This is a genomic window from Sphingomonas sp. CD22, assembly GCF_034556155.1.
In the GTDB taxonomy this organism is placed as follows: Bacteria; Pseudomonadota; Alphaproteobacteria; order Sphingomonadales; family Sphingomonadaceae; genus Sphingomonas.
In genome coordinates this window covers 1-12,048 of record NZ_JAYDYX010000001.1, presented here as the reverse complement: position 1 = coordinate 12,048, position 12,048 = coordinate 1, and the positions used below count along the sequence as shown (strand labels likewise).

10 protein-coding genes are annotated in these 12,048 nt (G+C 65.6%); 6 read left to right on the top strand and 4 right to left on the bottom strand.

Features of this window, described 5'->3' with window-relative positions:
- Positions 1 to 100: 100 nt before the first annotated feature.
- The gene (locus tag SFC76_RS00050; RefSeq protein ID WP_322847465.1) at positions 101 to 3,226 is read left to right on the top strand and encodes a TonB-dependent receptor; all 3,126 of its coding nucleotides are present in this window, start codon (positions 101 to 103) and stop codon (positions 3,224 to 3,226) included.
- 52 nt (positions 3,227 to 3,278) lie between these two features.
- Here SFC76_RS00050 and SFC76_RS00045 read toward each other — a convergent pair whose 3' ends face one another.
- Complete coding sequence (locus SFC76_RS00045; protein WP_322847464.1) at positions 3,279 to 4,019, bottom strand: hypothetical protein; 741 nt, start codon at positions 4,017 to 4,019, stop codon at positions 3,279 to 3,281.
- Positions 4,016 to 5,251 carry a TIGR04063 family PEP-CTERM/XrtA system glycosyltransferase gene (locus SFC76_RS00040; protein ID WP_322847463.1) on the bottom strand — a complete coding sequence of 412 codons (1,236 nt, stop codon included), beginning with the start codon at positions 5,249 to 5,251 and terminating at the stop codon, positions 4,016 to 4,018. The genes SFC76_RS00045 and SFC76_RS00040 overlap by 4 nt, the downstream gene beginning before the upstream one ends.
- Before the next feature lie 720 nt (positions 5,252 to 5,971).
- Between SFC76_RS00040 and SFC76_RS00035 the strand changes: the two genes are divergently transcribed.
- The 3 genes from SFC76_RS00035 to SFC76_RS00025 all read left to right on the top strand — a co-directional run bounded on the left by SFC76_RS00035 (position 5,972) and on the right by SFC76_RS00025 (position 8,664).
- Entirely contained in the window at positions 5,972 to 6,166 is a 195-nt protein-coding gene (locus SFC76_RS00035; RefSeq protein ID WP_322848064.1) for a hypothetical protein, read from the top strand.
- Positions 6,159 to 7,517 (top strand): putative O-glycosylation ligase, exosortase A system-associated, encoded by a 1,359-nt coding sequence (locus SFC76_RS00030; RefSeq protein ID WP_322847462.1) that lies wholly within the window; start codon positions 6,159 to 6,161, stop codon positions 7,515 to 7,517. Before SFC76_RS00035 ends, SFC76_RS00030 begins: the two co-directional genes overlap by 8 nt.
- Positions 7,518 to 7,623: 106 nt before the next feature.
- Positions 7,624 to 8,664, top strand: coding sequence for an acyltransferase (locus SFC76_RS00025; RefSeq protein WP_322847461.1), 1,041 nt, complete (start codon positions 7,624 to 7,626; stop codon positions 8,662 to 8,664).
- A gap of 115 nt (positions 8,665 to 8,779) precedes the next feature.
- Here the strand turns inward: SFC76_RS00025 and SFC76_RS00020 are convergent, their stop codons facing one another.
- A complete protein-coding gene (locus SFC76_RS00020) occupies positions 8,780 to 9,346 on the bottom strand; it encodes a DJ-1/PfpI/YhbO family deglycase/protease (protein WP_038661131.1) in 567 nt (188 codons plus the stop codon).
- Between the two features lie 111 nt (positions 9,347 to 9,457).
- Between SFC76_RS00020 and SFC76_RS00015 the strand changes: the two genes are divergently transcribed.
- Both SFC76_RS00015 and SFC76_RS00010 read left to right on the top strand, forming a co-directional pair.
- A complete protein-coding gene (locus SFC76_RS00015) occupies positions 9,458 to 10,474 on the top strand; it encodes a DNA topoisomerase IB (protein WP_322847460.1) in 1,017 nt (338 codons plus the stop codon).
- A gap of 11 nt (positions 10,475 to 10,485) precedes the next feature.
- A complete protein-coding gene (locus SFC76_RS00010; protein WP_322847459.1) occupies positions 10,486 to 11,694 on the top strand; it encodes a mechanosensitive ion channel family protein in 1,209 nt (402 codons plus the stop codon).
- Here SFC76_RS00010 and vapB read toward each other — a convergent pair.
- Positions 11,645 to 11,911, bottom strand: a complete 267-nt coding sequence (vapB, locus tag SFC76_RS00005) for a type II toxin-antitoxin system VapB family antitoxin (protein ID WP_322847458.1) — start codon at positions 11,909 to 11,911, stop codon at positions 11,645 to 11,647. The genes SFC76_RS00010 and vapB overlap by 50 nt on opposite strands.
- Positions 11,912 to 12,048: the final 137 nt, after the last annotated feature.

Here is a 12,048-nt window from a genome sequence, read left to right as displayed (position 1 = left end):
ACGCCCAGCCCCAATCGACATTGAAATCATGTCCATATCGATCATTCTTTCCGCATCGGATACGATATCCGAAAGCACAGGGTGATAAAGGGGCATGACAATGATGAAAGATAGAAAGGGGATGCGCACTAACCTCCTCGCATCGGTAGCAATCGGAATGATAGCGGTTGCTAGCGTCGGCGGCGGTTTGATGCCCGCCGCAGAAGCGCAGGGTTTCTCCAGTTTCAGTGCGAGTGGAACGGTGCTTGATTCGTCGGGCCGCCCGATACCCAAGGCGCGCGTCACGATCCGATCCGTCGATCAGGGTTTCACGCGCACCGTCACGACCAACGACAACGGCGTCTACGGTATCCCCGAATTACGGCAAGGCAACTATCAATTCACCGTGGATGCCGATGGCTACGATACCTATGTCGAAACGAATATCCGTCTCGCGCCGGGCTCCGCGTCCAATCAGTTCCGGCTCGCCAAGGCTGGTAGCAGCGATACCGCCGGCACGGATATCGTCGTGACGAGCAAGCGTATCGCGACCGCGGATTTTGATATGACGACGACCGGCCAGGTCATCAACGTCGCGGACGTTGCGGCACGGCTACCCGTTGCGCGCGATCTCACCTCGGTACTGCTGCTGGCGCCGGGGACGGCGAGCGGATCAGGCGCGTTCGGCGGTCTCGCCTCTATTAATGGCGGCGCGGTGTCGGAGAACGCTTTCTTCGTCAATGGCCTCAACATCACCGACTTCCGCAAGGGCCTCAGCCCTGCGGGCGTGCCGTTTGACTTCTATCAAACGATCGAAGTCAAATCGGGCGGCTATGCTGCGGAATTTGGCCGATCGACCGGCGGCTTCACCAGCGCGACGACGAAGTCTGGCTCAAACGAGTTCCACGGCGGCCTGCTCTTCTCGTGGAACCCCGACGAGTTGCGCTCGCGGACTCACGACACCTTCTATTCCGACAATGATGGGGGGAGGATCGAGTCGCGATCCACGACGTTCCAGTTGTCAGGCCCGATTATCAAGGACCATCTGTTTTTCTACGGCCTCTACCAGGCGCGCAACGATACGAGTGTGATCGCATCCCGTCAGTTCCTCGGCGATCCGCGTACCGCCGACGTCAATGATCCTAACAAGTATCTCGGCACATCCCGGACGTATTTCGGTACGTCTTCCCCTTTCTATGGCGGCAAGATCGATGCGGTGATCGTCAACGGCCAGCGCCTGGAGTTCACCTACTGGAGCACCACGGGTGACCAGTTCTTCAACACCTACGGTAGTGCGGCGCCGGGCTATGGACGCTACAACTATCTCACGAACAAGGATGGGCCCTACGCCGGGCGAACGCTTGCCTCCTACGGCGGCAAGAATTACGTCGGACGCTACACGGGGGTCTTCAGCAAGTGGTTGACCGTCTCGGCGGCATACGGCCGCAACGAGAACAACTATTTCTCCCAGTCGTTCAATGAGAGCAACGCCAACGCTCCTTCCGTCAGCGACGCCCGCAATCCCTTAGCGGTGGTGCCGTTGACGCGCTCCAGCGGCGGTCGCAGTGACAATAACGACGTCCGCAAATTCTATCGTGGCGACGCGGATATCTATTTCAATTTCTTGGGATCGCACCATTTCAAGGGCGGTTACGATCGTGAGGAACTGACCTCGGTGACCGCATCCCGCGGCGGCGGCGACGGTCTATTCTATACCGTGTACACTGCGCAGGCCGGCAACCCTTACAACCTCGCCGTCGGCACGAATTATGTGCGCCGCACGACCTACTTCAACGAAGGCAGCTTCGCGTCGCTCAATGAGGCCTATTACCTACAGGACAGTTGGTCTCTGTTCAGCGATCGGCTGACGGTCAATCTCGGAATTCGGAACGACCGCTTCACCAACGACAATGCGTTGAAGCAGACGTTCTATAAATCCGGCAATCAATGGGGACCGCGCCTCGGCTTCACCTTCGATCCCATCGGCGACCGCCGCGACAAGATTTACGGGAGCTTCGGTCGCCTGTTCGTTCCTGTCGCCTCAAACACCAATATCCGGCTGACGGGAGGTGAAACCTACTACACGCGTACCGCACTCTTCAACGGACTGACCAATGCCAACGTGCCGATCCTCGGCAGCCCGATTAATTATACCAATGCGGCCGCATGCCCTGACGATGGTGCGCTGGCGTGCAGTGTGACTGGCAACGGCCAACCGAAGTCCGCCGAGACGACCGTGGCCCAGCAGCTGAAGCCTCAGTCAGCCGACGAATATATCCTTGGTTATGAAAAGCGGCTTGGAACGCGCTGGCGGGTAGGCGCTTATTTTACCTACACCAAGCTCAACGAAGTGCTCGAAGACTCGTCGATCGACCAAGCGGTCAATGCCTATTGCGTGAAGCAGAAGGTCAGCGGTTGCAACGCGATCTGGGACGGTTTCCATCAATATGTCTTGATCAATCCGGGCAGCGCGTCACGGATCACCCTGTCTGACCCGATCAACGGCGAGACGACATTGCGCACGGTGGATTTCTCCGCGGCGGACCTCGGCTATCCCAAAGCCCGTCGGACTTACAAGGGCATGACCTTCGAGGCGCATCGTGAATTCGACGGCGTCTGGAGCCTCGACGCCTCGTACACCTATTCAAAGACTATTGGAAACTATGAGGGTGGCGTGAAGACCGACAACGGGCAGAGTGACACCGGCTTGACTACGGACTTCGATCAACCCGGCCTCACTTTAGGCACTTACGGCTATTCGCCGAATGACAAGCGTCACGTCATTAAATTGGCGGGCAGCTACCTGCTGTTTGATCGATTGAACATTGGCGGCAAGCTGCAAGCCTATTCACCGCGTCGTTATGGTTGCATCGGCCGTGTGCCCGAAACTGTCGATCCGTATTCGGCGGCTTACGGCGCAGCAGGCCTGTTCTGCCAAGTCAATGCGGATGGCTCGATCAATACCGATCCGACCGTGTCGCGTCCGGTGCAACTTATCCCTCGTGGCTCAGTATTCAAGAGCGACTGGCTGTTCGTCAATGACCTCGACATCGGCTATAAGTTCGATGTCGGCTCGGCAGCAATGACGTTGCGGGCAACGGTGTTTAACGTTTTCAATCGTCAACCGAAGCTCAATCTGAATGAAAACGGCACCGACGGTGAAGGGAAGGCAACGCCTTATTATCGTACTGTAACCCAATATCAGGATGGCCGCAGCGCACGTCTGCAACTCTCCTTCGACTTCTAAACGGCTCGACCAACAGATCACCGGCTTCGCGCGTCGCGCGGAGCCGGTTTTCTTATGCCCGCGCCTTCCAGCGCGTGCTGCGTTCCAGCCGATCAAGCAGCGACTCGATTGACGGCACCTCCGATGGCCCTGCGGGGGCCGGCGGTGCGACGGGCTGAGGTGATTCCGACGGCACGGGCGTGGGTTCCGCCGCAGCGAGGGCGGGCGGCCGCAGCGGCAGCACCGGGCGCACCGGCTCGCGCGGCACCTCGGGCAAGGCGTCGGGATGGAAAGCGGCGAGCGGCAGGTCGAGATCGGCGGGGATCGCCCGCTCGTCGGGCAATGCCTCCTCACCCTCACGCTCACCTTCATTGTCATCGATCGGCGCGACCGACTGCGGTGACGGCACCGTCTCGATCACCGGCGGCGTCGGCGGCGGCAACGGCGTACCGAGATCGGCGGCGGACATCGGTCGGCGCGCCGGTGCGTCGGGATGCGCATCGGCCCGGCGCAGCACCGGCACACCCGCGTCCGTCGCCGGCCGCGGCGCGAACAGCCCGCCCGCACCGAACAGCAGGAACAAGGCCGACCACGTCACCGCCGCCGCCAGCCCGCCGCCCGCCAGCGCGAGCACCGCACGCGCCGTGTCGCCGAGCGGCGGCGCCGCCACCGCGATCAGCGCCGGCAACCCGCTCTGCCATACCCAATCCTCCAGCACCGCCTGCGGCACCAGCAGGAACAGCGCCGCCGTGGCGAGCCCCGCGAGCGCACCGCCCGCGGGCGCGATCCATGCGGTTACGCGCGAACGCCTCATATACCGGCCGGGGAACGCTGCCATGATCCATCCACTGTCGCGGCCGCCGTCAGCCGCTGGTAAATCGGTTCGTAACGACAAATGTTTGACGACCAGTTACGCTCCTGCTCGACGAACGCCCGCGCCGCCGCGCGTCGCCGGTCCCAGCCGCTGCGGTCGGCGAGCAACCCGGCGAGCGCGGCTGCGATCGCCGCGGGATCGTCGGGCGCGAACAGCGTCCCCGTCTCGCCGTCGCGGATCAGCTCGCGATGCCCGCCGACGTCGGAGGCCGCGACCAATTTGCCCTGCGCCATCGCCTCCAGCGGCTTGAGCGGCGTAACCAGCTCGGTCAGCCGCATCGCCTTGCGCGGATAGGCGAGCACGTCGACCAGCGCGTAATAACGCTCCACCTCGGTATGCGGCACGCGGCCGACGAAGCGGATCGCGTCGGCCGCCGGCGACGCCGCCGCCTGTGCGCGCAGCGCCGCCTCCATCGGCCCGCCGCCGACCAGCAACAGCCGCGCGCGCGGCCGCGCCGCGACCAGCGCCGGCATCGCCGCGATCAGATCGTCGAGCCCTTCGTAATCGTAGAAGCTGCCGATGAAGCCGATCGTCTCCGCGTCCATCAGCCCCAATTCTGCCGCCAGCGCCGGATCGCGCGCCACCGGCGCACCGAACAGCGCCATGTCGACGCCATTGGGCGACACGACGATCTTGCCGCCGTCGACGCCGCGCGCGATCAGGTCGCCGCGCAGCCCCTCGCAGATCACCGCCACCGCATCGGCGCGCCGCACCGCCCAACTCTCCAGCGCCCGCGTCGCGCGATACCGCGCCGATCCCTCGCGCCCGGTGCCGTTGCCGACCGCGGCATCCTCCCAGAAGGCGCGGATCTCATAGACCAGCGGCAATCCCCGCCGCCGCGCGACGCGCAGCGCCGCCAGCGCATCGAGCACCGGCGAATGCGCGTGGAGCACGTCCGGCCGGAACGAATCGACCGCCGCCGCGATCCGCCGCGCGAACGCCGCGATCCCCGCCAGCTCGCCGACGACACCACCCTTCAACGCCGCCTGCGTGCGGTGGAAGGTCAACCCGTCCACCGCCTCCACCGCATCCGCCACCGCCCCCTGCCGCGGCCCGGTCACCGCCGCCACCTGCCAGCCGCGCTGCTCCTGCGCCTTCAGGATCGCGCGCGTGCGGAACGTATATCCGCTCTGCAGCGGCAAACCGTGATCGAGGACGTGAAGGATACGCATCGCACGCGCTTATGCCACACCGGCTTAAGGACGCGTCAACCCACGCCCCCCTTGCCTCGGCGTGCCGAACCCGACCAGCATTCGGGTTCGGGCGGCACCGCCGACACCTTCGTGTAAGAAGAAGATAGGTTCACGCGGAGGCGGGGAGGCGCGGAGATGGAGCGCATGGTGATGCGTGGCCCGCCCTCACACCCCGATGGAAAGCGCCACGGCGCCGACAAACGCAACACCTCCGCGCCTCCGCGCCTCCGCGCGAACCATCCTTCCTCTCGTCGCCCGAAACGTGTCGCCGCCGCTCTCCAAACCCACGCCGTCACCCCGGACTCATTCCGACGTCCACCCCGGGGCGAGGAGAAAGGCTCGAGCCTCAAGCCGCGCTCCGCAGCCCGGTGGAACCCGGAGAGAACCGAGACCTCTACGAAAGTCGGTGCGCTCACCCCTGCATTGTACCCCGGCGGAGGCCGGGCCCCAGTTGGGCGAAGGATGGTAATGACTTACAGCCGCTTTCCCAACTAGGCCCCGGCCTTCGCCGGGATACATCATGTGTTTCGCAGCAGTCTCGAAAAGGTCCGGGGTGACGGATCGGATGTGGAAGCGGCTCGCACACCATCATCGCAGCGACACCCCACACCCCACACCCCCCGGGCCGCACCCCATTAGAAAACACCAGACCCGCAACGCACTTAACGTGGCATCAACCCCCGCCATCCCATAGGCTCGGTGGATGGACCCGAACCGCGCCACCCGATGATCGACAATCTGTCGCTGGCGCTCACCCATGGGCTGATGCTACTCGCCGCGTGGCTGCTGCTCAAGCGCACCGATCTCGATTCGGAGGCCCCGCCGCCCCGCCACTGGCGCGCCCGCGGCAATCCTCCCCAAACTCCGCCCGCGGACGACCAGTCCGGTGCGTGACCTCGTCTTCGTCGCCTTCCTCGCCGCGATCTTCGGCATGGGGCTGCGGCGGCCGTTCATCCTCGTGCTCGCCTATGTCTATATCGACATCGTCTCGCCGCAGCGGCTGACGTACATGCTGCTCAACACCGTGCCGATCTCGCTGATCGCGGTGGCGCTGGCGGTCGGCGGCTGGCTGCTGATGGACGACAAGAGCGACAGCCGCTTCTCGCCGCGCCAGGGACTGATCGTCGCGCTGCTGCTCTATTGCTGGGCGACCACCGCCGGCGCCGACTTCCCGCTCGATGCGAAGGACAAATGGGACTGGGTGTGGAAATGCCTCGCCTTCGCCGCCTTCCTGCCGCTGACGCTGCGCACGCGGCTCAGGATCGAGGCCTTGCTATTGTTCATGATCCTGTCCGCCGCCTCGATCATCATCGTCGGCGGCATCAAGACCGCGGCGGGCGGCGGCGGCTATGGCCAGCTCGACCTCATGGTGAACAACAATTCGGGCCTCTACGAAGGCAGCACCATCTCCACCGTCGCGATCGCGATCGTGCCGCTGATCGCGTGGTTCATGCGCTACGGCACGATCTTCCGGCCCGACTGGAAGGTGAAGGGCTTCTGCCTGTGCCTGATCTTCGCCTGCCTGCTGATCCCGATCGGCACCTCGACGCGCACCGGGCTGCTCTGCATCGTCCTCGTCGCCCTGCTGTCGCTGCGCAACGCGCGGCGCAAAATGCTGTATCTGACGATGATCGCCGCCGCCGCGGTGATCGCGGTGCCATTCCTGCCGGCGAGCTTCACCGACCGGATGAGCACGATCAAGAGCCACGACGCCGACGAATCCGCCTCGACCCGGCTCGCGGTGTGGCAGTGGACGATCGACTATGCCAGATCGCACCCGTTCGGCGGCGGGTTCGAGGCGTATCGCGGCAACCACATCCGCTACGAGATCAAGAAGACCGACGGCGCCGGCCCCGCCCCCGCGGTGTCCGACCAGGCGGTCACCGACAAGGCGCGCGGCTATCACAGCGCCTATTTCGAGATGCTCGGCGAACAGGGCTATCTCGGCCTCGCCTTGTGGCTCAGCATCAGCCTGATCGGCATCGTCCGCATGGAGGTGCTGCGCCGCCGCTACCGCGACCCCGCCGGGCCGTTCGGCTGGGCGGGACCACTGGCGGCCGCCCTGCAGACCGCGCATCTCGTCTATCTGCTCGGCGCCGCATTCATCGCGATCGCCTTCCAACCCTTCGTCTATATGCTGATCGGCGCACAGATCGGCCTCGATTCCTACCTTGCGCGGCGCCGCGCGGAAACCGCGCAGGTGCCGATGCGGCGACCGCGCGCGACAGGGTCGGTGACGGCGTGATCCCTCCGTTGCGCAGGCCGGCCCCCACCCCAAACCACCCCGTCACCCCGGACGGGTTCCGGGGTGACGAATCCTGTGTAGCACCCGCCTGCACCCCACACCGCCGATGACCGAATTGCGTGCGCTCACCAGCGTCCGCGGCATCGCGGCGTGGCTGGTCGTCCTCTACCATATCCGCGGCGGTATCGCCGGCCTGCCCCCCGCGGTGGAGGCGGTGCTCGCCAAGGGCTATCTCGCGGTCGATATCTTCTTCCTGCTGTCGGGCTTCGTCATCTGGCTGAGTTGGCATGCGCGGCTGCGCGATCCCGCCGCTATCCCGCGCTTCCTGCAAAAGCGCATCGCCCGCATCTGGCCGCTGCACGCGGCGATGCTCGTCGCCGCGGTGGCGCTGGCGATGCTGCTCCGCGCGACCGGCCGCACCGACCCCGCCTTTCCCTTCGCCGAACTGCCGCTGCACCTGCTGCTCGTCCAGAATTGGGGCTTCACCGATGCGCTGCGCTGGAACGATCCGGCGTGGTCGATCAGTTGCGAATTCGCCGCCTATCTGCTGTTCCCACTGCTCGCAGTCGCGGTCGATTGGCGCAAGCTGCCGAGCGTCGTGCTGGTCGTCCTCGCCGCCGTCCTGTTGCTCGCCCTCCATGCCGCGATGCACGGCGCGCCATCCTTGGGAGAGGACATCCCCCGCCACGGCCTCACCCGCTGCCTCGTGGAATTCGGCACCGGCACGCTGCTCGCCGCGCTCTGCCTGCGCCGTCCGCGCGCGCGCTGGCCGGCACTGGCGGCGCTGACGACCGCCACCGCATGGGCGCTCGGCACACCGGAGACGCTCGCCGCCCCCGCCACCTTCGCCGCGCTCCTGCTGCTGCTGGCGCTCACCGCCGGCCGCCCCGGCCATCCGCTCGAAGGCCGCCGGCTCCACTGGCTCGGCGAGATCAGCTACGCGACCTACCTCTCGCACTTTCTCCTGTGGAAGGCGTTCAAGCTCCCGCTCGCCACGCCCACGCTCGACGCTCCGATGATCGCGCTCTACCTGCTGCTCGTACTGATGGCATCGGCGACGCTCTACCGCTGGATCGAACGCCCCGCGCAACACCGCATCAACCGCCTGTTCGTCCCCCGCCAGGCGGAAAGGGACCGTTCGGCGTAAGCCGAACCGTGGAAGGGGAGGACACGGCACGCCTCGATCACGAAGCTGCACCCTGTCCTTCCCCTCCGTCACCGCTTCGCGGCGCCACCTCCCCCTTGCGCGGGAGGACTCCGCCTCACGCCTCTTCGCTCTCCTCGGCCAGCTCTTCCGCCAGCGCGTCGAGGATCGCCTGGTTGAACGCCGGGATATCGTCTGGCTTGCGGCTGGTGATCAGATTGCCGTCGACCACCACCTGCTCGTCGACCACGTCGGCACCGGCATTCTCCAGATCGGTGCGCACCGACGGCCAGCTCGTCACCCGGCGTCCGTCGACCACGTCCGCCTCGACCAGCAGCCAAGGCGCATGGCAGATCGCCGCGACGATCTTGTCGTCCTCCATGAATTCGGTGACGATCTCGATCGCCCGGTCCTGCAGCCGCATCTTGTCGGGATTGCCGACGCCGCCCGGCAGCAGCAGCGCGTCGTAATCGTCGGTATCGACGTCGTCGAGCGTCAGGTCTGGGGTGATGCTCTCCCCCTTCTCGCTGTCGTTGACGACGCCCTGGATCGGATCGGTCTTGATCGAGGCGAGGCTGATCTGGACACCCGCATCGAGCAGCGCCTGGCGCGGCTTGAACAGTTCGTCCTGTTCGAAACCGTCGGTGGCGAGGATCAGCACGCGCGCTTGGGCAAGGTCGGCCATGTCATGTCTCCTGTGGGGATGCGACGCACCAACAGTCGCGCCCGCCGCACGTTCCGGAACAGACGGCGACCTCCGCGCATTTTCGGACGACCCGCACACGAGGAGCAAAGGGTGGCATCCCGAATAGTCTATTGCGACGATTCCAAACCCGGGATCACCCGTAAGAAGGTGCGCAACGGCTGGGCCTATTTCGCCGCCAACGGCGCGCGCATTACCGACCGCGACGAGATCGACCGGCTCAACGCCGTCGGCCTGCCCCCGGCCTATCGCGACGCCTGGTATTGCCCGCGCGCCAACGGCCATATCCAGGCAATCGGCTGGGACGAGAAGGGCCGCAAGCAATATCGCTACCACACCGGCTTCCGCGAGGCGCAGGAGGCGGCGAAATACGAGAAATGCGCCGATTTCGGCCATTGCCTGCCCAAGATCCGCAAGCGCGTGGAGGCCGATCTCGCCAGCCACGGCCTGCACAAGGACCGTGCCGTCGCCGCCGTCGTCCGGCTGCTCGACATCGGCCATATCCGCGTCGGCAACGAAGCCTATGCGCAGGCCAACGAAAGCTACGGCGCGACGACGCTGCGCAAGCAGCACGGCGAGGTCCGCGGCGCCACGCTCAAGCTGCGCTACAAGGGCAAGTCGGGCAAGGAGCGCGACATGCAGGTGACCGACAAACGGCTCGCCGCCACCGTCAAGAAGATGCAGGATCTCGACGAACAGCATCTGTTCGCCTGGGTCGATGCCGCCGGCGAGGCGCATCCGGTGACCTCGTCCGACGTCAACGACTATATCCGCCGCGCCGGCGGCGGCGACTTCACCGCCAAGCATTTCCGCACCTGGGGCGCCAGCGTCACCGCGTTCGAGGCGCTCGCCTCGGCCGAGGCGGACCTCAGCCTCAAGGCGCTGCTCGAACCCGTCGTCGCGCGGCTCGGCAACACCCCGGCGATCGCGCGCAAGAGCTACGTTCACCCCTCGCTCATCGACCTCGTGAAAAAAGGGCAGAGCGCCTTTCGCGAGGCGCTCCGCCTGCCGCGCTCGGCGCGCTATCTCAGCCGCGCGGAACGCGGCCTCATCGCGTTCCTCGAAGCGGGAACCCCGGCCGCGCTGCCCGTCCTCAAGGCCGCCGCCTGAAAAGGTTCGTCATGTCCACCAATGCTACCGCCGCCGCCAAGGCGCCGATCTTCGACGCTGGCAACGTCCAGGCGCAGATCGGCGAGCTCTACACCGCCAGCGAGATCTGGCTGCACACCCATTGGCTGCAGATCCTCATCGCCTTCGCGATCGGCGCGGTGATCGTCATCGCGCTGCACGGCCTGCGCCGGCTCGGCCGGAAATTGTGCGGTAAGGACGTCGGCCGCCGCGGCTGGGGCACCATCCTCGGCCGCGCGATCACCCGCACCAGCAATTTCTTCATCGTGATGCTCGCCGCCAAGCTGGTAGTCGGCTATGCCGGCGCCCCCAGCCAGGTCGCCACCACGGTCAATTTCCTGTGGACCGTCGCCTCGGTGTTCCAGGCGGCGATCTGGGCGCGCGAACTGATCCTCGGCGCGATCGAACATCGCACCAGCAGCGAACATTACAGCGGCGAGGCGCTGCTCAGCGCGATGGGCCTCATCCGCCTGCTCGTCACCGTCGCGCTGTTCGCGGTCGCGCTCGTCGTCGTGCTCGACAATCTCGGCGTCAACGTCACCGGCCTCGTCGCCGGTCTCGGCGTCGGCGGCATCGCCATCGGCCTTGCCGCGCAGGGCATCTTCGGCGACCTCTTTGCGGCGCTGGCGATCATCTTCGACCGCCCGTTCCGCCGCGGCGACAAGATCAGCTACGGCACCACCAGCGGCGTCATCGAATCGATCGGCCTCAAGAGCACCCGCATCCGCGCCTTCACCGGCGAGCTCCGCGTCATCAGCAACAAGCAATTGCTCGACAAGGAAATCCAGAACACCAGCGTACGCGACCACATCCGCATCGGCTTCACCATCGGCGCGGCCTACGAGACCTCGCCCGACACGCTCGCGCGCATCCCGGCACTGCTCCGCGAGATCGTCGAGGCGGAGGGCGGCACCGTCGCCCGCTCCGGCTTCGAGACGTTCGGCGCCTCCAGCCTCGATTTCGCGCTGCAATTCGACATCCCCGGCGACGATTGGGCCACCGCCCATCCGATGCGCGACCGCATCATGGTCGGCATCATGACCCGCTTCGCCGCAGAAGGGATATCCATCCCCTACCCGACGCAGACCAACTACACCGCCGCCCCCGACGGCACGCTGGTGATGCCCCATGCGGCGGCGACGGATGCGCCGGTCAGTTCGCCGGCAGCCAATCCTCGCAACGCAGACCGTCCAGCCGCGTGAACTCGCCCCTATTGCCGGCCTCGGGCTGCTCGCGCTCGCTCAATGCGACCCCGGGCGCGGCGAAGAAATCGTCCCAAGACCGATCGGCCGGCACGATCACGCGCCGAAGCCCGCAACGCAGGATCGTCACCTTCCAAACATCCTCGGGAAACGCGACATCCTTGGGCAGGCGTACGGCCAGCGACCGGTTTGATCCGAACAGGGTCGTACGGGCCATACCATCTCCTTCAAGGCTAAAGGGACAGCGGGCATATATAACGGCGAACACCGCCGCGCGAGACATCTACGCGCCGCCGCGTGACAATGTCTTCGTAGCCGATCGACCTCCGCAAAACGCTCGCTGTACCCCGGCGA